Raw genomic sequence first — 21,019 nt, 5'->3', positions numbered from 1 at the left:
ATGTCTGTTAGAAAATTAAAACCTATCACCCCGGGACAGAGATTCAGAATTGTAAACAATTTTGAAGAAATTACTACCAACAAACCAGAGAAATCTCTAACAGTTGGTATTAGTAAGTCAGGTGGACGTAACCAAACTGGTAAAATGACCATGCGTTACACCGGAGGTGGACACAAAAAGAAATACAGAATTATTGACTTCAAAAGAAACAAAGCAAACGTTGAAGCAACTGTAAAAACTGTAGAGTATGATCCAAACAGAACTGCATTTATCGCTTTATTAGAATATGCTGACGGAGAGAAGAGATATATCATCGCTCCAAACGGTATCAAAGTTGATCAGAAAGTAATTTCTGGTGACAGCGTAGAGCCAAATGTAGGAAACGCAATGAAGTTGAAAAACATTCCTTTGGGTACTGTTATTTCTTGTGTTGAAATGAAGCCTGGTCAAGGTGCAATTTTAGCAAGAAGTGCTGGTTCTTCAGCTCAATTGACTTCAAGAGACGGGAAATATGCAATCATCAAGTTGCCTTCAGGAGAATCTAGAATGATCCTTACTGAATGTTATGCAATGATTGGATCTGTTTCTAACTCTGACCACCAGTTAACTGTATCAGGTAAGGCTGGTAGAAGCAGATGGTTAGGTAGAAGACCAAGAACAAGAGCTGTTGTAATGAACCCGGTTGATCACCCAATGGGAGGTGGTGAAGGTCGTTCTTCAGGAGGTCACCCAAGATCTAGAAATGGTATGCCTGCTAAAGGTTACAAAACCAGAAAGAAAAATAAAGCGTCTAACCGTCATATCATATCTAAACGTAAATAATTATGGCAAGATCACTTAAAAAAGGACCATTCATTCATCATACTTTAGATAAGAAGGTTCAGACAAATATAGAGTCTGGTAAGAAGACAGTTATCAAAACTTGGTCTAGAGCATCAATGATCTCTCCAGACTTCGTAGGACAAACTATTGCAGTACACAACGGGAAATCTTTTATCCCTGTTTATGTTACAGAAAACATGGTTGGTCACAAGCTAGGCGAATTTTCTCCAACAAGATCTTTCAGAGGTCATGGTGGTAACAAAAACAAAGGAAGCAGATAATCATGGGATCAAGAAAAAGAGAAAGTGCATTAGCACGTAAATTGACAAACCAAGATGTAGTAAAAGCAATACACAATGATTGCCCATCTTCTCCAAGAAAAATGAGATTAGTAGCTGATATCATTAGAGGAGAGCAGGTAGACAAAGCTTTATACATTCTAAAATATTCTAAAAAAGACGCATCTAACAAGTTAGAGAAAGTATTGCTTTCAGCAATGGCTAACTGGCAAACTAAAAACGAAGGTGCAGATATTGAAGAAGCAAATCTTATCGTTAAAGAAATTTTTGTAGACAGTGCAAGACAATTGAAGAGACTAAGACCAGCTCCACAAGGTAGAGGGTATAGAATCAGAAAAAGATCAAACCACATTACACTAATCTTAGGTACAAAAGAAAATTAATCAAGGTATGGGACAGAAGACAAATCCAATTGGTAATAGATTAGGTATCATCAGAGGATGGGATTCTAACTGGTTTGGTGGTAAAGATTATGGAGACAGAATCGCTGAAGACTACAAAATCAGAAGATACCTTGAGGCTAGATTATCTAAAGGTGGAATTTCAAAAATTTATATTGAAAGAACACTTAAATTAGTAACAGTTACAATCACTACTGCTAGACCGGGACTTATCATCGGTAAAGGAGGTCAGGAAGTTGATAAATTGAAAGAAGAATTGAAGAAACTTACAGGTAAGGATATTCAAATCAACATTTTCGAAATCAAAAGACCTGAATTAGATGCTGTACTAGTTGCTGATAGTATTTCTAAGCAAATTGAAAACAGAATTTCTTATAGAAGAGCTGTTAAAATGGCAATGGCAAGTACTATGAGAATGGGTGCTGAAGGTATCAAAGTTCAAATCTCTGGTAGATTGAACGGTGCTGAAATGGCAAGATCAGAATCTTTCAAAGACGGAAGAATTCCATTGTCTACTTTCAGAGCAGATATTGATTACCACTGGGCAGAAGCTCACACTACTTACGGTAGATTAGGTGTAAAAGTATGGATCATGAAAGGTGAAGTTTACGGTAAAAGAGAACTTTCTCCACTAGTGGGACAACAGAAAAAAGGAGGTCAGTCAGACAGAGGAAACAGAGGTGGAGACAGAGACAACAGAAGACCTAGAAAAAACAACAACAATAACAATAATAATTAAAATTTTAGATTAGAAATTTTGAATTTTAAATTACCGTTACTTTTTTAAAATTAAAAAAAATCTAAAATCTAAAATCTAAAATCTAAAATTTAGAAATTATGTTACAACCAAAAAGAACCAAATTCCGTAGAGTTCACAAGATGAAGATGAAGGGGAATGCCCAAAGAGGTAGTCAACTTGCTTACGGAACTTTTGGGATCAAAGCAACGGAAGGAGCTTGGATCACTGCAAGACAGATTGAAGCAGCTCGTATTGCTGCGACAAGATATATGAAGAGAGAAGGTCAACTATGGATCAAAATCTTCCCAGATAAGCCAATTACTAAGAAACCAGCGGAAGTACGTATGGGTAAAGGTAAAGGTGCTGTAGAATATTGGGTAGCTGTAGTAAAACCAGGTAAAATTATGTTCGAAATCGGAGGGGTACCTTACGATATCGCTAAGGAAGCTTTAAGACTTGCTGCACAAAAATTACCAGTAGTTACTAAATTCATCGTTGCTAACGATTTTGTTAAACCTCTATAATCTTTGAATACAATGAAAAATGCTGATATTAAAAATTTAAGCGCGGGTGATATTCAAACTCAATTAACTGAAGCAAAAGCTCAATATTCTAAATTGAAATTAGCTCATGCAATCAGCCCAATTGAAAACCCGATTCAAATCAGAGATTTGAGAAAAGCAATCGCAAGACTAAACACTGAGTTAACTAACAAACAATAATTTCATTTTACAATGGATAGAAATTTAAGAAAAGAAAGAATCGGAGTGGTTTCCAGCAATAAAATGGAAAAAACTATTGTTGTTAGTGAAACTACAAGAGTAAAGCACCCGATGTACGGTAAATTCGTTTTGAAAACGAAAAAATATACTGCACACGACGAGAACAACGAATGCACAGAAGGTGATACAGTTTTGATCCAAGAAACTAGACCTATGAGCAAGAGCAAGAGATGGAGATTAGTAAGAATCATTGAAAAAGCTAAGTAATAATGTTACAAACAGAATCAAGATTAAAAGTTGCTGATAACACAGGTGCGAAAGAAGTACTAGTTATCAGAGTTCTGGGAGGAACCAGAAGAAGATATGCTTCAGTTGGTGATAAAATCGTTGTTACTATCAAGGATTCTACACCATCAGGAAACGCTAAAAAAGGTCAGGTATCTAAAGCTGTAGTAGTAAGAACTAAAAAAGCAGTAAGAAGAAAAGATGGTTCATACATCAAATTCGACGACAATGCTTGTGTATTACTAAACGCAGCGGGAGAAATGAGAGGAACGCGTGTTTTCGGACCAGTTGCTCGTGAGTTGAGAGACAAAGAATATATGAAAATCATTTCATTAGCTCCTGAAGTACTTTAATTTTTAAAATTTTTAAAAGAAATGTCAAAGTTAAAAATAAAAAGAGGAGATAACGTAATCATTACTACTGGTAAGAAAGATATCAAAGGTAAGACTGGTGAAGTTATTGAAGTGATCAAGAAAGAAGGAAAAGACCCTAGAGTAATCGTTGCAGGACTTAACATCATTAAAAAACACGTTAAGCCTTCAGCTTCTAATCCTCAAGGAGGAATTACTGAAAAGGAAGCTTCTATTCATATCTCAAACGTAGCTTTAGTTGGTAAAGACGGAAAAGCTATCAAAATCGGTTACAAAATCGAAGGAGATAAGAAAGTGAGAGTTAACAAAAAAACGGGTGAAACTTTATAATTTGAATTAACATGGAATTTATAGCAAGACCCAAAAAAATATACAAAGAGCAAATTGTTCCTGCAATGATGGAAGAATTTGGGTACAAGTCAATCATGCAAGTACCTAGATTAGAGAAAATCGTTGTATCACAAGGTTTAGGAGATGCTACTGCAGATAAGAAAATCATTGATTATGCTGTAGAAGAATTATCAAACATTACAGGTCAGAAAGCAGTAGGTACAATCTCTAAGAAAGATGAAGCTGCATTCAAACTAAGAAAAGGAATGCCTGTAGGAGCAAAAGTAACATTGAGAGCTCACAGAATGTATGAGTTCTTAGACAGACTTACTTCTTCTGCTTTACCACGTATCAGAGATTTCTCTGGTATCAAAGCAGATGGTTTCGATGGTAGAGGTAACTACAACTTAGGTATTACTGAGCAAATTATCTTCCCTGAAATCGTAATTGACAAAGTGAAAAAAATCCAAGGGATGGACATCACTTTCGTTACAACTGCGAAGACAGATAAAGAAGCTAAAGCATTATTAACTCACTTCGGTTTACCATTTAAAAAGAACTAAGAAATGGCTAAAGAATCAATGAAAGCGCGTGAGCGCAAAAGAGAAGCACTTGTTGCTAAATACGCTGACAAAAGAAAAGCTTTAAAAGAAGCTGGTGATTATGAAGGACTTCAGAAATTACCTAAAAATGCTTCTCCTGTAAGATTACACAACAGATGTAAACTAACAGGTAGACCAAGAGGATACATGAGAACGTTTGGTATTTCCAGAGTAACTTTCAGAGAAATGGCAAACAACGGTCTTATCCCAGGTGTAAGAAAAGCTAGTTGGTAATAATTACTAATTAAAATCGAGACAATTAAGTTGTCAGGATACTAAAGAACAAAAATATCAGACCGAAGTTTTCTGAAGTCTGATATTTTTCTCTTCAAGTCTTTTCAATACTGATTGTCTTTAACCAATAATTTATAAAAGAAAAATGGTAACAGATCCAATTTCAGATTTCCTAACAAGAGTAAGGAACGCACAAAGCGCAGGCCACAAAGTGGTGGAAATTCCTGCATCGAAAATCAAAAAGGAGATTACTAAGATCCTATTTGATCAAGGGTATATCTTAAACTTCAAGTTTGAAGATAACGCTGTTCAAGGAGTGATCAAAATCGCTTTAAAGTACGATAAGCAAACTAGCAAACCTGCTATTAAGTCTATTCAAAGAGCTTCTAGACCAGGTTTGAGACAGTACAAAGGTTCTACTGAACTTCCAAGAGTACTAAACGGTTTGGGTATTTCTATCATCTCTACTTCTAAAGGAGTAATGACTGACAAGAAAGCTAGAGAAGAGAAAGTAGGCGGTGAAGTAATCTGCTATGTTTATTAATTTTTAATCAGAGGAAAATGTCAAGAATTGGTAAAGCAATTATAACAATTCCAGCTGGAGTTACAGTCACTGAAAACAACGGTGTAGTAACTGTAAAAGGAGCAAAAGGAGAACTTTCTCAAGAGCTTACAGCAGGAATTACTTTAGAACAAAAAGATGGTGAGCTTAATGTAAACAGACCATCTGATTCTAAGCAACACAAAGCGCTTCACGGTTTATACAGAGCGTTAATCAACAACATGATTGTTGGTGTAAATACAGGTTTCGAAAAGAAACTAGAACTAGTAGGGGTAGGATACAGAGCTTCACACGCAGGTCAAAAACTTGAGTTAGCTTTAGGATTCTCTCACGGTATCGTATTAGAACTTCCAGGTGAAGTAAAAGTTGATACATTGACTGAAAAAGGTAAAAACCCAATTATTACTTTAACGTCTCACGACAACCAACTTCTAGGAATGGTAGCTGCAAAGATCCGTTCTTTCAGAAAGCCTGAACCATACAAAGGAAAAGGTGTAAGATTCGTAGGAGAAATTGTTAGACGTAAAGCTGGTAAATCTGCTTAATAAATTATAAGTATTATGGCATTAAGTAAATTAGAAAAAAGAATAAGAATCAAAAGAAGAGTAAGAGGGAAAATCTCTGGATCTTCTGAATTGCCAAGATTATCTGTATACAAAAGTAATAAGGAAATTTACGCTCAGTTAATCGACGATAAAAATGGTAAAACTTTAGCATCAGCTTCTTCTAGAGAAAAAGGTGTAGACGCTAAAGGTACTAAGACTGAAATTTCTGCTGCTGTTGGTAAAGCTATCGCTGCTAAAGCTATCGCTGCAGGAATCGGAAGTATTGTATTTGACAGAAACGGTTTCGTATATCACGGTAGAGTAAAAGCTCTAGCTGATGGTGCGAGAGAAGGTGGACTTAAATTCTAATCATTAAATTTCGGAAAATATGTTAGGACTAGATAATATAGAAAGAGTAAAACCGGGAGGATTAGAATTAAAAGATCGTCTCGTAGCTGTTAACAGAGTAACAAAAGTAACTAAAGGGGGTAGAGCTTTCGGATTTTCTGCTATTGTTGTAGTAGGTAATGAAGAAGGGATCATTGGTTTCGGTTTAGGAAAATCTAAAGAGGTTGCTTCTGCAATTGCTAAAGCGGTTGAAGACGCTAAGAAAAACCTTGTTAAAGTTCCTGTAATGAACCATACTATTCCTCACCAAACTACTGCTAGATACGGTGGTGCAGATATCTTCTTAAGACCTGCTTCTCACGGTACAGGACTTATCGCCGGTGGTGCGGTAAGAGCGGTATTGGAATCTGCTGGTATTCACGATATCCTTTCAAAATCTAAAGGATCTTCTAACCCTCACAACGTAGTGAAAGCTACTTTCAAAGCGTTATTAGATATCAGAAGACCTGAAGAGATCGCTAGAATGAGAGGAGTTTCTGTAAGTAAAGTGTTTAACGGTTAATATTAAAACAATGGCAACAATTAAAGTAAAACAAGTAAGAAGCGCTATTGGTAGAACAAAAACCCAAAAGAGAACGCTTGAAGCATTAGGATTAAAAAAACTTCACCAAGTTGTAGAACATGAAGCTACTCCTTCTATCTTAGGAATGGTAGCGGCTGTAAGTCACTTACTTGAAGTTCAAAAATAATTTTATAAAAGAGAATTAAAATGAATTTAAACAATATACAACCTGCTGCAGGATCTACTTTCAACTCGAAGAGAATTGGTAGAGGTCAGGGTACAGGAAAAGGAGGTACTTCAACAAAAGGACACAAAGGTCAGAAAGCTAGAGCTGGTTATTCTCAGAAAATCGGTTTCGAAGGTGGACAGATGCCTTTACAAAGAAGATTACCTAAATTCGGATTCAAAAACGTAAATAGAAAAGAGTTTGTAGGAGTTAACCTTGATACTATCCAAACTTTAATCGAGAATAAATCCATCACTGGAGATATCACGAAAGAAGTTTTAGTAGTAAACGGGATAGTTACTAAAAACGAATTAGTGAAAATTATGGGTAGAGGAGAATTGAAATCTGCGGTTTCAATCTCTGCTGATAAATTCACTAAGTCTGCTGAAGAGCTTATTGCTAAGGCAGGTGGAAAAGCAATTACCTTATAATACTTACTAATGAAAGAATTTATACAAACACTTAAAAATATATGGAGCCTAAAGGAATTAAGAGATAAAATTCTCTTTACGTTAGGTATTATCCTTGTGTATAGATTCGCATCTTATATCTCACTTCCTGCAATTAACCTTGCAGAGGTGGGAGATCTCTTAGAGCATTATAAAAATCAAGGCGGTAACAAGCAAGGAGCAGGTCTCCTTGGCTTGCTTTCGTCGTTTACGGGGGGAGCTTTCAGCCACGCTTCCGTAATGGCGTTGGGTATCATGCCTTATATTTCTGCTTCTATTATTGTTCAGTTGATGGGAATGGCTATTCCTTATCTTCAGAAGCTTCAGAAAGATGGAGAGTCAGGTAGAAATACATTGAACCAAATTACAAGATGGTTAACAATTGGAGTTTGTCTGGTACAGGCACCTTCTTATTTAACTTCTATTACTCAATTATTCTTACCATATGCTCAGTTCCAATCTGCATATTTTGTAGAGCCAAATTCTATCATGTTCTGGTTGCCAAGTATTGTAATCTTGGTTGCTGGTTCAGTATTCGCAATGTGGTTAGGTGAAAAGATTACCGACAAAGGAATCGGAAATGGTATTTCCATCCTTATTATGGTTGGGATTCTTTCAAGATTACCTGAAGCATTCGTACAGGAGATGGCCGTGCAGAACGGAAAAGGAGGAATGGGATCTATCATGATCCTTATCGAAGTATTATTCTGGATGGTGGTTGTTCTTTTAGCCGTGATTTTATCTGTGGCTGTTAGAAAAATTCCAATTCAGTATGTAAGCAGAGCTCAAGCAAGAGGAGGTGTAAACAAAAATCTTATGCAGGGCGCAAGACAATGGATTCCGTTGAAAGTAAATGCTGCTGGTGTAATGCCGATTATCTTTGCTCAGGCATTGATGTTCGTACCAGGATTATTAACAAAATTCGACGAGTCTAACACTTTTCTTGCAGGTTTCAAGAATGTTTTTAGCTGGCAATACAATGTATTGTTTGCGCTATTAATTATTATCTTCTCGTTTTTCTATACTGCAATTACAATTCCGGTGAACCAGATGGCTGATGATTTGAAGAGAAATGGAGGTTTAGTACCGAAAGTAAGACCAGGGAAAGAGACAGCAGATTACTTAGATGATATTTTATCAAAAATTACCTTGCCAGGTGCAATTTTTTTATCTATCTTTGCAGTCCTTCCAGCAATTGTGCATGGAAGCTTTGTTCAGACAGATGCGTTTGCCCTATTTTTCGGGGGAACGTCACTATTAATTATGGTAGGTGTAATTTTAGATACCGTTCAACAGATTAATACATATCTGCTGAATCATCATTATGATGGCTTAATGCAGTCTAAACTGTCTAGAACGACTGGATATTAATTTATGGCAAAACAAAAACATATTGAACAAGACGGCGTTATAACGGAAGCACTTTCGAACGCTCAGTTCCGTGTAGAACTTGAAAATGGGCATATTCTTATCGCTCATATTTCAGGGAAAATGCGAATGCACTATATTAAACTTTTACCTGGTGATAAGGTAAAACTAGAAATGTCTCCCTATGATTTAACGAAAGGGAGGATCACATTTAGATATTAAAACAATTAGCCAAATGGAATACACTTTCCATTTGGCATTTGTAAAAAATAAATACTATCAAAATGAAAGTAAGAGCATCAATTAAAAAAAGAAGCGCTGATTGCAAAATCGTACGCAGAAAAGGTGTACTATTCGTAATCAACAAGAAGAACCCAAAATTTAAACAAAGACAAGGCTAACATTAAATTATGGCGAGAATTGCAGGTATTGATTTACCAAAAAACAAAAGAGGTGTTATCGGTTTAACTTACATCTATGGAGTCGGAAGAAATACTTCTTCTGAAATCCTTAAAGCTGCCGGTATCAGCGAAGACAAGAAAGTCAACGAATGGAATGACGATGAATTGGCTGCAATCAGAACATATATCTCCGAAAACGTTAAAGTAGAAGGAGAATTAAGATCTGAAGTGCAATTGAACATCAAGAGATTGATGGACATAGGATGCCAACGAGGAATACGTCACAGACTAGGACTACCTTTAAGAGGCCAGAGAACGAAAAACAACTCTAGAACCCGTAAAGGAAAGAGAAAAACAGTTGCTAACAAGAAAAAGGCAAGTAAATAATCGTTAGGAATTATGGCAAAACAAAGTAAAGTAGTTAAAAAAAGAAAAGTAAAAGTTGAAGCTATTGGTGAAGCACATATTCAAGCTTCTTTCAATAACATCATCATTTCTTTAACAAATAAAAGTGGAGAGGTTATCTCTTGGGCATCTGCCGGTAAAATGGGATTCAGAGGTTCTAAAAAGAACACTCCTTTTGCTGCTCAAATGGCAGCTGAAAATTGCTCTGCTGTAGCTCATGAAGCTGGATTAAGAAGAGTAAAGGTGTTTGTGAAAGGTCCTGGTGCAGGTAGAGAATCTGCTATCAGAACTATTCACAATTCAGGAATTGAAGTTAGCGAAATCATTGATGTGACTCCAATGCCACACAATGGATGTAGACCACCAAAAAGAAGAAGAGTTTAATTTTTAGAATTTACCCATTATGGCAAGATATATTGGACCTAAAACTAAGATTGCTAGAAAGTTTGGTGCTGCAATCTACGGAGATGATAAAAACTTCGAAAAAAGAAAAAACCAACCGCCAGGACAACACGGTCCTAATAAAAGAAGAGGTGCTAAAAAATCAGAATATGCAGTTCAGTTAGCTGAAAAACAAAAAGCTAAATATACTTACGGTATTTTAGAAAGACAGTTTGCTAACTTATTTGAAAAAGCACACAGAAGCAAAGGAGTAACAGGTGAAGTTCTATTACAGCTTTGTGAATCAAGATTGGATAATGTAGTGTACAGATTAGGTTTTGCTAAAACTAGATCTGGTGCAAGACAATTAGTTTCTCACAGACACATCACTGTGAACGGAGAAATTCTTAATATCCCTTCTTACTTGGTAAAAGCTGGTGATGTAATCACTGTAAGAGAAAAGTCTAAGTCTCTTGAAGTTGTTACCAATTCATTGGCTTCTAAGTCAAACTATGAGTGGTTACAATTCAACGATGAGAAGAAAGAAGGTACTTTCATTTCTGCTCCTGAAAGAATCCAAATTCCGGAGGATATCAAGGAGAACCTTATCGTGGAACTTTACTCTAAATAATTTTTTAATCAAATTTTTGCTCAACCCAATAATATGGCAATTTTACAATTCATAAAACCCGATAAAGTAATTTTACTTAACTCTGATGAATTTAAAGGTCAATTCGAATTCAGACCTTTAGAACCAGGTTTCGGGCTTACAATCGGTAATGCTTTGAGAAGAGTGTTGCTTTCTTCTCTGGAAGGATACGCTATTTCATCTATCAAAATAGAAGGTGTAGAGCACGAATTTTCAACTATTCCAGGAGTAATCGAAGATGTTACCGAAATTATTCTTAACCTTAAGCAGGTAAGATTAAAAGCTGCAGCAGAAGGCCAGGCTAACGAGCAGGTTATTGCTAAAGTTTCAGGTCAGACGGTTATTACTGCTGGTGATTTAGGAAAGTCTATCAACGGATTTGAGGTTTTAAACCCAGATTTAGTGATTTGCAACCTAAACAGTGATGTAACTTTCGAAATTACTTTCAATATTGAAAAAGGTAGAGGGTATGTGCCTTCTGAACAGAATAAGTCAAACAATGCTCCTGTAGGAACTATTGCTATCGACTCTATTTTTACGCCGATCAAGAAAGTACAATATAGCATTGAAAATTATCGTGTAGAGCAAAAAACAGACTACGAAAAACTTGTATTAGATATAGAAACTGATGGGTCTATCAGCCCTCAGAATGCTTTAACAGAAGCTTCTAAGATATTAATTTATCACTTCATGTTATTCTCTGATGAGAGAATAACCCTTGAAACGGAAGCCGTAAAAGCATCTATCCAATATGATGAAGAAACTCTTCACACAAGACAACTTCTTAAGTCTAAATTAGCAGATATGGATCTTTCTGTAAGAGCCCTTAACTGTCTAAAAGCAGCTGAAGTAGAAACTCTTGGAGAATTGGTTTCTTATAGTAAGTCTGATTTGATGAAATTCAGAAATTTTGGTAAAAAATCTTTGACAGAACTAGAAGAATTAGTGCATTCAAAAGGTCTTAACTTCGGTTTCGACGTTGCAAAATATAAGTTAGACGCTGATAAATAATTAATAATGAGACACGGTAAAAAATTCAATCACTTAGGAAGAACAGCTTCTCACAGAAGTGCTTTACTTTCTAATATGGCTTGTTCTCTAATTGAGCATAAAAGAATCAACACTACTGTAGCTAAAGCTAAGGCTTTAAGAGTATATGTTGAGCCTCTATTAACAAAAGCAAAAGAAGATACTACACATAACAGAAGAGTAGTATTCTCTTACCTTCAAAATAAATTTGCGGTTGCTGAATTATTCAGAACTGTAGCTCCTAAAATCGCTGAAAGAAACGGTGGTTATACAAGAATCATTAAGACAGGTTTCAGACCAGGTGATGCTGCTGATATGGCTCTTATCGAATTAGTAGATTTCAACGAGCTTTACAACCCTAATGCTGAAGAGAAAAAAGCTACAAGAAGAAGCAGAAGATCTACGCCAGCTAAAGCAGCAGTTGTTGCTGATGCTCCAGCAGTAGAAGAAAAAGTAGAAGAAGCTAAAGCTGATACTACTGAAGAAAAAACTGAAGAATAATATTCATTCAGATATATATAAAAACCATCCGGACTCCGGATGGTTTTTTTATTTCCTTTAATGTAATTACAAAATAAAAAATGTCCCTCAATATTGAAGGACATTTTATTTTAGATCTTTGTTCTTTTCAATTGAATAATATTATTACCCTGTTCAAGATGAAGACTATCTCCTTTTACCCTTGCGGTCATATCATCTTTCTTGTAAACCGTTTCATCACCTTTGGATTCTGTCTTAGGTAATGTAAAAGTTTTCTTGTTGCTGGTAATGGCTACTGTACTTTCTTTCGGATCATTTTTGAATACTACTTTCACCAATGTTCCGTCTGTAGCTTTATAAACAAAATCTGTTTTTTCAATTTTCTTTCCGTTTACATCTACTGTTGAAGAACTTTGTGTTACCGAATCTATTTTTCCGTTGTTGTCTGTAACTACAGTTTCTGAGCTGTCTGTTTTGATAACGCTTTTGTTTCCGCTTTCATTTTTTTTACAGCTGATTACAGTTAATGTAAGTACAGCACCTAGTGCTAAAAGACTTTTTTTCATGATTATATTATTTGATAGTTACGATGATTTTTATTATTTAAATTTTACAAAAATCATGCCTGACAATATGAGGAATTTCTGTTGATTTTGAAATACAATTCTCTTCTTTTTCTCTTTCTATAACGTGATTTCCCAACTGATAATTTTAAGAATGAAGATGGGGCTTTTCTTATAAGTAAATATTCATTCAGTATGCAATCCAAATAAATGATTTTTTCTTGGATTAAAATCTGGTTTTTAAATATTCAGTTGTCATTTATTTATCGTTTGTTTTATTATGTTGATATTAATTTAAATTAATGTTGGTTTTGGAATGAAAAATTGATTAAATTTAATAAAACTAAAAAGACTAAACCACCACGATCAACTCAAATGTCAATATTACCCAAAGGTGTAATTGATTTCAATTTGTTTTCTGTTGAAATTTGCTACAAACAAAAATAAGTCATGAGCATTTCCATCGCCATAGTAGAAGACGAAAAAAACTACAACAATGCGTTGAAGAAAGTAATCAATTACCAACAGGATATGAAGGTAATTGCTCAGTTCTTTGACGGCAATGATGCCATGCAAAATCTTCCCGCTATTTCCCCGGATGTTGTAATGATGGATATCCAGTTACAGGATATGCTCGGAATAGAAATCATAGAAAAGCTGCGAAAAGAGATGCCCGATACACAATTTATTATGTGTACCAGCTTTGATGATGAAGAAAAGATCTTTAACTCTTTAAAAGCTGGTGCGATGGGTTATCTTGTAAAAGGAGAAAGTATGGATAAAATCCTTTCTTCTATACGGGATGTATACCAGGGCGGAGCTCCTATGAGTTTTTCCATTGCCCGAAAAGTACTCAAACATTTTGAAAGAAAGCTTCCGGAAATTGAAGGTTTCGATGAACTTACAGAGCGTGAAAAGGAGATTCTTGAACTTCTTTCAGAAGGACTCCTTTACAAAGAAATTGCAGATCAAAAATGCATCAGCATTGATACGGTAAAAAAACACGTCGGAAATATCTACAGAAAACTTCACGTCAACAATAAAGTGGAGGCTATTAATAAATTTAACCAATCAAAAAACTAAGAAACAATGGAAAAAGAATTGCATGATTTTAAATGTGCTCTGGAAGCTGCCATTATTGCGATGGAAAAGGAAGGGACTATTAAAGACTTCTATGAAATGAAAGAGTTTACCGAGCGTGAACAATGGATAAAGGATTATATTACAAAGAATGGGGTAAACTTTTTTGTAACGCATCCGATAGGGGATGATGAATTTTTAAAAAACAGAGCGTTGTTTGAGCAGCGGGCTCCTGATATCAGTCAGGAATTATATATAGATTTTAATTTATTTGAAACTCTTGTCAGAGATCATTTGAATGAAGGGTATACAATAATGAAAATCTCTTTTAGAGAACTTACAAATAGTACAATTAGTGAATTTTCTAGGATGATGCCTGAAAATCAATTATCACTGAAAAGTTTAGAAGGATACTTATATGCAAGTCTTTCTTTCCACGAAGCATCAGATACAGCCAAATTGGATAAACATTATTTTGTTTTTAACCTGGATAGATATTATGAAGTAGATGCAAATCACTTGGGAAACTTTGATAGTACGAATTTAGGAAGAATTCTCACTAATGCATCAAATGACACTTATGTAGCAAACTGTATACGTTATGATTTGATTCTCGTGAAACAATATATTGATAGAATGCATATGTACCTGGAAGGTTGCCTTAAAAAAAGTATTTCCAGACTTGACTTCATACCGTGTATTGGAAGAAAAAAGACGGTAAGTTTTGGAGGAGGAAAAGAGTCAATATATCTTGCAACGATGCCTTCAGATAATAATAAACAATTACTTAGCGCAGAGTTTCCATATTATGATCAGGGAAGTTTAGAACCATAAAATGCTTATTACAGCTTACTATATAATTTCTTTTATTGTTTTAATAAAAGGCATCATAGTTTTGAGAGGAAGAAAATTATCCTCTCAAGACTATTTTTTGTTGTATTTAATTGTCAATTTTGCGGTAGATTTCTTTTCAGAAATTAATCTTATTTCAACTAAATCAATTCAGTATAATTATCTGAATCTTTTCAATAGTTTTTATTTTGTCATCTTTTATTTCCGACATATTAAAAACAAGAAGGTAGCTGTTCTATTATCTACAATTGTATTAATAGTAATAATATTGAATATTGAACTTTTTTATGTTGATAAATATAATTTGAATATTGCGATCACGTATTGTGTTATTAATATACTGCAGGTATTGTATTGGTGCAGTTATAAATTAAATAATATTAATAAATCGAAAATTACAGACGATCCCATCTTTTGGGTCTCAACATCGATACTTTTATGGAGCTGTTTTTTTCTTTTCAGAATTATTCCCATGTATCTGCTGAATGAAATTGACAAACCATTCCTAAAACTGCTGAAACAAATACTAAATATAATCAATATTGTTTGTGGTGGTCTATTTTATATTGCCTTACATAAATATAACTCAATGGAAAAAAAATGAAGTCTTTACCTTCAGAAATAAAACTTATTTTTTTAATCGCATTACTTTTAGTGGTGCTTTTGGTTGCTTTTACAATTTTTGTTGTATTAATGTACAATAGAAAGCAGCTTCTATATCTGAAAGAACAACAGCTCAAAGAAGTCGAACATCAAAACCAGCTCCTACAAAAAGAACTCGAAAAACAAAGATCAATTGAAAAAGAAAGAGAACGTATTTCCCATGACATGCATGACGATCTGGGTGCAGGAATTTCTGCATTGAAACTTCAGGCAGAATTTCTAAAGCAGAAAGCAGAAGATGATGATCTGCAGAGCGATATTGATGAACTTCTGAAAACTTCAGAAGAAATGAATATTTCCATGCGGGAAATGCTTTGGAGTCTGAACTCAGGAAATGATACGTTAGGCAGCTTCATCGATTATGCGATATCGTATACCGGAAATTTTTTAAAGAAAACAAAAATAGTATTGCATTCAGAATGTGAAGATATCACTGCCAAAACTCCCATTTCCACCGAAATGAGGCGTAATCTTTTTCTCTGTTTAAAAGAAGCCGTGAATAATGTATACAAACACAGCCATGCAGATACATTGAAACTTTCATTTTCACAGGAAAAAAATAACTTTTCTATGAAAATATCAGATAACGGAATCGGTATTCCGGATGAGCAACCAAAGGGAAATGGCCTCAGAAATATGAAAAGAAGAATGAATGAACTGTCCGGTGAATGTCATATTGTATCTGAAAACTCTGCAACCTGCCTGATTTTTAAAATAACAGTATAAAAATTACCCCTTTGTGTAATTGACTGGTGTGGTTTTTAGAAGGAAATTTGATATATAAAACTAAAAGCCATGAAAACTCTTATTAATGACAGTATTGGAGATTTGGAAGCTGCTTTAAAAAACAACAGCGATCTTCAGGAGAAGTTCAGAACAAATCCTATAGAAGCTATTAAAAATGTAGAAATAAAGAACCCGAAAGAGACAGACTATTGGATCTACAGAATTATCGTAATTATGCTTGGGCTGGCAGTAATTACCATTATAGCAGGACTTATTCTTATTGCTTACTGGAATGATGGAGAAAGTAAGAATAATCAGCTTGTAACAATCTTTGCAACTATTTCATCAGGAGCTATTGGAGCTTTGGCTGGCCTTTTATCTCCTACGCCCAGAAAATAAATAATAATAACTTAAAAAAACTAAATATCATGAAAGCTTTAAAATCATCAAAAACTTTAAAATTTGATCTTGAAGATAGTCAAGATGTGTTTTTAGAAATAACGATATCATCTACAGGTGTTTGTAGTACACTTGTTACTATTCCTGGGGTGAAAGAATTTGAATACGAAAAAAGAGAGAAAATAGGATCATTTAAGGATCTTAAGGGGAAAACTATTGAAATTAACCATGAGTTTTCTTTTGAAGGCATTCCTAAAAAGAATTTAGATAATGCAATCCAGCAAACACAGATTACCTACTCTGTTCTTAATGTTATGGGGCCTTTGCAGCCTTTTAAAAAAAGAACAAGTAAAGACTTGGACAGTGAGGATAGAATTAGCTCTGTAAAATTTATAACCATTGAACATATTACCCTATGAAAAATTATCTCTTAATACTGATTTTCTTTCCTTTGATCTTTTATGCACAGCAAAAAAAAGATATTAACATCGAATTGAAAGAGTTAGAAATTACAACAGCACCTTCAGTTGTTCTTTTAGGAGTTTCTCCATCAGAACTTGAAATTGTTAAATCGAAAAAAGCAATTGTATTAAGTCTGGTGAATTCATTTAAAAAAAGTGAGGGAATTCCAGATAGTTATGCTTTTGAAGTTACACCATTCTGGTTATTGCCATCAAGTAATATGAATTCCTCTAAATATGCTGGATATAGTACTGTGAAATTGAATGATAATGAAGTAATGCATAAATGGAATGCTTTCAGTGAAGTTAAAAAAGCTTCTTTTTCATTAGGGTTTGTTAGAGATTTGTCATTAGGTAAAGACGATGAAATGAAAAATCCTTCTTTTGCTTTCAGTGTAAGAAGTACTCTGGTAAGAGTTAGAACAAAGAAAAATAAAGATTCAATACTTGCTCATGATGCTAGACTCAGAAATGTATTAAGTAATATTAATAAGGATTGGGTACATTCAAATGAACACAAACAACTTACTGATTCATGTGATAGATTGGGTATTAAAGATGATGCAAGAGTTGAAATTTTTGAAAAAGCTAAAGTACGTTTTAAGAATAAATTTTCTGAAAAATATAAAAGCTCTAAGGAAGCTGACTATTACAGAAACCTCTTAGAAGCACCTCCTCTCATTTCTGCAGATTTTGCCGGAGGTTATAGTACTTTTTTCTCTGATAATAAATTTTCAAACAATCATTTTGGAAAATTAGGATTTTGGTTAACATTTAATACAGGATTTGATTTTTCAAAAAATGATGAACCTAATGTTGAAAAAAGACTAAATTTCTATGGAATTATTCGATATTTGGATGATGGAACTACACTCGATGCGAATCAACAGTTCCTCAGATCTAAAAATTATGATTTTGGTGGCAAAGCTGAATTCACCTATAAAAGATTTTCTATCTCGTACGAATATATTTATCGTATTAATGATATAGACAAAACATTCCGATCCAGTGGTCTTATTGCCTATAAAGTTTCTGATAGGGTATATATTAATGCTGCATTCGGTAAAAATTACGGAGAAAAGGATAACCTTATCTCATTCTTGGGACTGAATTGGGGACTAGACTCTGAAAAAAAGAGTGTTTTTGTAACCACTCCGGATGAAAAGAAAATTCAATAAATATATTATTACTTAGAATAAAAACCTTTTTGAATAGAATACTCAAAAAGGTTTTTTTATTTCTTTTAAAATTAGAATTATCATAATATAAATTAACTAAAATTTAACTTGGATTTATCTCAAAAAAATCCCTCGAAATACCCCTAAAAGTTAAATTTTGATTAAATTTGTCTAAACTAAAAAAAATAAAAAATGAGTGCAATTTCTTATATAGAAGCAAGACAGATTTTAGATTCCAGAGGTAACCCTACCATCGAAGTAGATGTATTTACAGAAAGCGGGGCAATGGGCCGTGCTGCTGTACCTTCAGGAGCGTCTACAGGAGAACACGAAGCAGTAGAATTACGCGACGGTGGTTCAGAATATCAGGGGAAAGGAGTTCTGAAAGCTGTTGAAAATGTAAAAGAAGTAATTGCAGAGAATTTAGTTGGACAGCCGGTTTTCGAACAAAACTATATCGATCAGATTATGATTGATCTTGACGGAACAGCTAACAAAGGAAATCTTGGTGCTAATGCTATTCTTGGTGTTTCTTTAGCCGTAGCAAGAGCTGCAGCTGCAGAATTGGGAATGCCACTTTATAAATATGTAGGAGGAGTGAACGCAAATACGCTTCCTGTTCCAATGATGAATGTAATTAATGGTGGATCTCATTCAGATGCTCCTATCGCATTCCAGGAATTTATGGTTATGCCAGTAAAAGCAGATTCTTTCTCTCATGCATTGAGAAAAGGAACTGAGATTTTCCACAATCTTAAATCTATTCTTCATTCAAGAGGTTTATCTACTGCGGTAGGTGACGAAGGTGGTTTTGCTCCTACTTTCAAAGGAACTGAAGATGCTTTGGATACCTTACTTCAGGCGATCGAAAAAGCAGGATACAAGCCTGGTGATGACATCATGTTGGCATTAGACTGTGCTGCTTCAGAATTCTACAAAGACGGAATTTATGATTACAGAAAATTCCAGACTCCGGATGCTGCTCAGTTTTCAAGCAGCGAGCAGGTTTCTTACCTTGCTGAATTGGCTGCTAAATATCCAATTATTTCTATCGAAGACGGTATGCAGGAAAATGACTGGGAAGGTTGGAAAATGTTAACTGATAAAATTGGTGACAGAGTACAGTTGGTAGGAGATGATTTATTTGTGACTAACGTAGACAGATTATCAAGAGGAGTAAAAGAAAACATTGCGAACTCTATCCTTGTAAAAGTAAACCAAATTGGTTCCCTTTCTGAAACAATGGCAGCAGTACAAATGGCTCAGAACAACAAATTCACTTCAGTAATGTCTCACAGATCAGGAGAAACTGAAGACTCTACCATCGCTGATTTAGCAGTAGCAATGAACTGCGGACAGATCAAAACAGGTTCAGCTTCAAGATCAGACAGAATGGCAAAATACAACCAGTTGTTGAGAATTGAAGAAGCTCTTGGTGAGACAGCAATTTTCCCAGGTTTAGAAGCATTTAAAATAAAAAGATAATTGAATTTATAAATAACGGCAAGCGATATTTTTTGTTTGCCGTATTTTATGGAAAGTAGTATATTTAAAAAAAAATAAATAATGTCAGACAACAAAGTAATATTGAATTACGACGGTAATTCATATGAATATCCTATCGTGGATAGTACTATCGGAGACAGAGGGATTGATATTTCGAAATTAAGAGACCAGACAGGTTTGATCACTCTGGATTTAGGTTACAAAAATACAGGAGCTACTATTAGCGATATCACTTACTTAGACGGAGATCAGGGAGAATTACTCTACAGAGGTTATCCAATCGAGCAGATTGCTGAAAAATCTAACTTCACTGAAGTAATGTATCTTTTATTACATGGAGAATTACCTACTCAGGATCAGTTCAGTTCATTCGACAATAATATTAAAAAATATAACTTCATCGCAGACGAAATGAAAAAAATCATTGATGTTTTTCCTCGTTCTGCTCACCCTATGGGAGTTTTATCTTCTATGACATCTGCATTGACAGCTTTCAACCCGAAAGCAGTGAATGTAAACTCTAAAGAAGAAATGGATCATGCTGCTGAGCTGATGATTGCTAAGTTCTCTCACCTTTGTGCTTGGACTTACAGAAAAACTCAAGGTTTACCATTAAACCACGGAGATAATAACCTAAGCTACGTAGAAAACTTCTACAAAATGGCATTCAGATTACCAAACGCTGATTTCGAAATGGATCCGGTAGTTGTAAATGCTTTAGATAAATTATTAATCCTTCACGCAGACCACGAACAAAACTGTTCTACTTCTACAGTAAGAATGGTAGGTTCTGCTCATACAGGTCTTTTCGCTTCTATCTCTGCTGGAGTATCTGCACTTTGGGGACCACTTCACGGTGGTGCAAACCAGGCTGTAATCGAAATGCTTGAGCTTATCGAGAAAGATGGTGGTGACGTATCTAAATATGTTGCTAAAGCAAAAGATAAAAATGATAGCTTCCGTCTAATGGGATTCGGACACAGAGTTTACAAAAACTTCGACCCAAGAGCGAAAATTATCAAGAAAGCTGCTGATGATATCCTTAAATCATTAGGAATCCAGGATAAAGCCCTTGACATTGCAATGCAGTTAGAAAGAGTAGCTCTTGAAGATGAATACTTCATCGAAAGAAAACTATATCCAAACGTAGACTTCTATTCAGGAATCATCTACAGAGCATTAGGAATTCCTACAGAAATGTTTACAGTAATGTTTGCATTAGGAAGACTTCCGGGATGGATTTCTCAGTGGAAAGAAATGAGAATGAAAGGAGACCCAATCGGAAGACCAAGACAGGTTTACCAAGGTGCTCAGGAAAGAAACTACATCGATATTGCAAGCAGATAATATTTGCTTTTATCATAATAAAAAATCCCAAAGC

At 34.8% G+C, this 21,019-nt stretch carries 34 protein-coding genes; 33 read left to right on the top strand and 1 reads right to left on the bottom strand.

The features are described 5' to 3' along the window. From rplB to rplQ, 25 genes are all read left to right on the top strand, one after another. The gene (rplB, locus tag AC57AW_RS04140; RefSeq protein ID WP_103289181.1) at positions 1-822 is read left to right on the top strand and encodes a 50S ribosomal protein L2; all 822 of its coding nucleotides are present in this window, start codon (positions 1-3) and stop codon (positions 820-822) included. 2 nt (positions 823-824) lie between these two features. After that, positions 825-1,103, top strand: a complete 279-nt coding sequence (rpsS, locus tag AC57AW_RS04135) for a 30S ribosomal protein S19 (protein ID WP_034702850.1) — start codon at positions 825-827, stop codon at positions 1,101-1,103. A 2-nt stretch (positions 1,104-1,105) separates the two neighbouring features. Beyond that, a complete protein-coding gene (rplV, locus tag AC57AW_RS04130) occupies positions 1,106-1,504 on the top strand; it encodes a 50S ribosomal protein L22 (RefSeq protein ID WP_318847233.1) in 399 nt (132 codons plus the stop codon). 7 nt (positions 1,505-1,511) lie between these two features. Beyond that, positions 1,512-2,261, top strand: coding sequence for a 30S ribosomal protein S3 (gene rpsC / locus AC57AW_RS04125; RefSeq protein WP_077413595.1), 750 nt, complete (start codon positions 1,512-1,514; stop codon positions 2,259-2,261). A 98-nt stretch (positions 2,262-2,359) separates the two neighbouring features. Then, complete coding sequence (gene rplP, locus AC57AW_RS04120; RefSeq protein WP_029297776.1) at positions 2,360-2,785, top strand: 50S ribosomal protein L16; 426 nt, start codon at positions 2,360-2,362, stop codon at positions 2,783-2,785. 12 nt (positions 2,786-2,797) lie between these two features. After that, entirely contained in the window at positions 2,798-2,983 is a 186-nt protein-coding gene (gene rpmC / locus AC57AW_RS04115) for a 50S ribosomal protein L29 (protein ID WP_318847232.1), read from the top strand. Positions 2,984-2,995: 12 nt separating this feature from the next. Further along, positions 2,996-3,250: a 30S ribosomal protein S17 gene (gene rpsQ / locus AC57AW_RS04110; protein ID WP_027387210.1), complete on the top strand. Its 255-nt coding sequence runs from the start codon at positions 2,996-2,998 to the stop codon at positions 3,248-3,250. Positions 3,251-3,252: 2 nt separating this feature from the next. Beyond that, a complete protein-coding gene (gene rplN, locus AC57AW_RS04105) occupies positions 3,253-3,621 on the top strand; it encodes a 50S ribosomal protein L14 (protein ID WP_002983226.1) in 369 nt (122 codons plus the stop codon). Between the two features lie 21 nt (positions 3,622-3,642). After that, positions 3,643-3,969, top strand: coding sequence for a 50S ribosomal protein L24 (gene rplX / locus AC57AW_RS04100; protein ID WP_318847231.1), 327 nt, complete (start codon positions 3,643-3,645; stop codon positions 3,967-3,969). Between the two features lie 11 nt (positions 3,970-3,980). Next, positions 3,981-4,532 (top strand): 50S ribosomal protein L5, encoded by a 552-nt coding sequence (rplE, locus tag AC57AW_RS04095; protein ID WP_496350914.1) that lies wholly within the window; start codon positions 3,981-3,983, stop codon positions 4,530-4,532. 3 nt (positions 4,533-4,535) lie between these two features. Next, complete coding sequence (rpsN, locus tag AC57AW_RS04090) at positions 4,536-4,805, top strand: 30S ribosomal protein S14 (protein WP_047376574.1); 270 nt, start codon at positions 4,536-4,538, stop codon at positions 4,803-4,805. 145 nt (positions 4,806-4,950) lie between these two features. Continuing rightward, entirely contained in the window at positions 4,951-5,349 is a 399-nt protein-coding gene (rpsH, locus tag AC57AW_RS04085) for a 30S ribosomal protein S8 (protein ID WP_103231550.1), read from the top strand. Between the two features lie 17 nt (positions 5,350-5,366). Continuing rightward, positions 5,367-5,912 (top strand): 50S ribosomal protein L6, encoded by a 546-nt coding sequence (rplF, locus tag AC57AW_RS04080; RefSeq protein ID WP_318847230.1) that lies wholly within the window; start codon positions 5,367-5,369, stop codon positions 5,910-5,912. Between the two features lie 15 nt (positions 5,913-5,927). Then, positions 5,928-6,281, top strand: coding sequence for a 50S ribosomal protein L18 (gene rplR, locus AC57AW_RS04075; RefSeq protein WP_103231548.1), 354 nt, complete (start codon positions 5,928-5,930; stop codon positions 6,279-6,281). A 19-nt stretch (positions 6,282-6,300) separates the two neighbouring features. Beyond that, the gene (rpsE, locus tag AC57AW_RS04070) at positions 6,301-6,822 is read left to right on the top strand and encodes a 30S ribosomal protein S5 (RefSeq protein ID WP_496350913.1); all 522 of its coding nucleotides are present in this window, start codon (positions 6,301-6,303) and stop codon (positions 6,820-6,822) included. 10 nt (positions 6,823-6,832) lie between these two features. Continuing rightward, positions 6,833-7,009: a 50S ribosomal protein L30 gene (gene rpmD, locus AC57AW_RS04065; RefSeq protein WP_047376578.1), complete on the top strand. Its 177-nt coding sequence runs from the start codon at positions 6,833-6,835 to the stop codon at positions 7,007-7,009. Between the two features lie 20 nt (positions 7,010-7,029). Next, the gene (rplO, locus tag AC57AW_RS04060) at positions 7,030-7,479 is read left to right on the top strand and encodes a 50S ribosomal protein L15 (RefSeq protein ID WP_496350912.1); all 450 of its coding nucleotides are present in this window, start codon (positions 7,030-7,032) and stop codon (positions 7,477-7,479) included. Positions 7,480-7,488: 9 nt separating this feature from the next. After that, the gene (gene secY / locus AC57AW_RS04055; protein ID WP_047376580.1) at positions 7,489-8,868 is read left to right on the top strand and encodes a preprotein translocase subunit SecY; all 1,380 of its coding nucleotides are present in this window, start codon (positions 7,489-7,491) and stop codon (positions 8,866-8,868) included. Between the two features lie 3 nt (positions 8,869-8,871). Continuing rightward, positions 8,872-9,087, top strand: coding sequence for a translation initiation factor IF-1 (gene infA, locus AC57AW_RS04050; RefSeq protein ID WP_034684855.1), 216 nt, complete (start codon positions 8,872-8,874; stop codon positions 9,085-9,087). A gap of 62 nt (positions 9,088-9,149) precedes the next feature. Further along, on the top strand, positions 9,150-9,266 hold the full coding sequence (gene rpmJ, locus AC57AW_RS04045) for a 50S ribosomal protein L36 (protein WP_007839480.1): 117 nt from the start codon (positions 9,150-9,152) through the stop codon (positions 9,264-9,266). Between the two features lie 9 nt (positions 9,267-9,275). Continuing rightward, a complete protein-coding gene (rpsM, locus tag AC57AW_RS04040) occupies positions 9,276-9,653 on the top strand; it encodes a 30S ribosomal protein S13 (RefSeq protein WP_034738759.1) in 378 nt (125 codons plus the stop codon). 12 nt (positions 9,654-9,665) lie between these two features. Next, the gene (gene rpsK, locus AC57AW_RS04035; protein WP_318847228.1) at positions 9,666-10,055 is read left to right on the top strand and encodes a 30S ribosomal protein S11; all 390 of its coding nucleotides are present in this window, start codon (positions 9,666-9,668) and stop codon (positions 10,053-10,055) included. Positions 10,056-10,074: 19 nt separating this feature from the next. Next, complete coding sequence (rpsD, locus tag AC57AW_RS04030; protein WP_103231545.1) at positions 10,075-10,683, top strand: 30S ribosomal protein S4; 609 nt, start codon at positions 10,075-10,077, stop codon at positions 10,681-10,683. Positions 10,684-10,716: 33 nt separating this feature from the next. Beyond that, positions 10,717-11,712 (top strand): DNA-directed RNA polymerase subunit alpha, encoded by a 996-nt coding sequence (locus AC57AW_RS04025; RefSeq protein ID WP_255813661.1) that lies wholly within the window; start codon positions 10,717-10,719, stop codon positions 11,710-11,712. A 6-nt stretch (positions 11,713-11,718) separates the two neighbouring features. Beyond that, positions 11,719-12,231, top strand: a complete 513-nt coding sequence (gene rplQ, locus AC57AW_RS04020; RefSeq protein WP_318847227.1) for a 50S ribosomal protein L17 — start codon at positions 11,719-11,721, stop codon at positions 12,229-12,231. Between the two features lie 110 nt (positions 12,232-12,341). Here rplQ and AC57AW_RS04015 read toward each other — a convergent pair whose 3' ends face one another. Further along, complete coding sequence (locus tag AC57AW_RS04015; protein WP_496350911.1) at positions 12,342-12,776, bottom strand: hypothetical protein; 435 nt, start codon at positions 12,774-12,776, stop codon at positions 12,342-12,344. Between the two features lie 447 nt (positions 12,777-13,223). Here AC57AW_RS04015 and AC57AW_RS04010 point away from each other — a divergent pair, with 447 nt between their 5' ends. The 8 genes from AC57AW_RS04010 (at position 13,224) to AC57AW_RS03975 (ending at position 20,985) form a co-directional block, all read left to right on the top strand. Then, on the top strand, positions 13,224-13,856 hold the full coding sequence (locus tag AC57AW_RS04010) for a response regulator (RefSeq protein ID WP_496350910.1): 633 nt from the start codon (positions 13,224-13,226) through the stop codon (positions 13,854-13,856). 6 nt (positions 13,857-13,862) lie between these two features. Continuing rightward, the gene (locus tag AC57AW_RS04005) at positions 13,863-14,687 is read left to right on the top strand and encodes a hypothetical protein (protein WP_496350909.1); all 825 of its coding nucleotides are present in this window, start codon (positions 13,863-13,865) and stop codon (positions 14,685-14,687) included. 618 nt (positions 14,688-15,305) lie between these two features. Then, on the top strand, positions 15,306-16,094 hold the full coding sequence (locus AC57AW_RS04000) for a sensor histidine kinase (protein WP_496350908.1): 789 nt from the start codon (positions 15,306-15,308) through the stop codon (positions 16,092-16,094). A 69-nt stretch (positions 16,095-16,163) separates the two neighbouring features. Beyond that, complete coding sequence (locus AC57AW_RS03995; RefSeq protein ID WP_318847222.1) at positions 16,164-16,493, top strand: hypothetical protein; 330 nt, start codon at positions 16,164-16,166, stop codon at positions 16,491-16,493. Between the two features lie 29 nt (positions 16,494-16,522). Then, the gene (locus AC57AW_RS03990; protein WP_496350907.1) at positions 16,523-16,912 is read left to right on the top strand and encodes a hypothetical protein; all 390 of its coding nucleotides are present in this window, start codon (positions 16,523-16,525) and stop codon (positions 16,910-16,912) included. Continuing rightward, complete coding sequence (locus AC57AW_RS03985; RefSeq protein ID WP_496350906.1) at positions 16,909-18,132, top strand: hypothetical protein; 1,224 nt, start codon at positions 16,909-16,911, stop codon at positions 18,130-18,132. Before AC57AW_RS03990 ends, AC57AW_RS03985 begins: the two co-directional genes overlap by 4 nt. A gap of 192 nt (positions 18,133-18,324) precedes the next feature. Next, the gene (gene eno, locus AC57AW_RS03980; RefSeq protein WP_496350905.1) at positions 18,325-19,617 is read left to right on the top strand and encodes a phosphopyruvate hydratase; all 1,293 of its coding nucleotides are present in this window, start codon (positions 18,325-18,327) and stop codon (positions 19,615-19,617) included. 81 nt (positions 19,618-19,698) lie between these two features. Continuing rightward, a complete protein-coding gene (locus tag AC57AW_RS03975) occupies positions 19,699-20,985 on the top strand; it encodes a citrate synthase (RefSeq protein ID WP_318847218.1) in 1,287 nt (428 codons plus the stop codon). The last annotated feature ends 34 nt before the right edge of the window (positions 20,986-21,019 follow it).

The organism is Chryseobacterium sp. BGA-UO-ETr-SB22, assembly GCF_059567885.1.
Note: the sequence above shows the minus strand (reverse complement) of the source record. Positions and strands in the feature narration are given on the sequence as shown.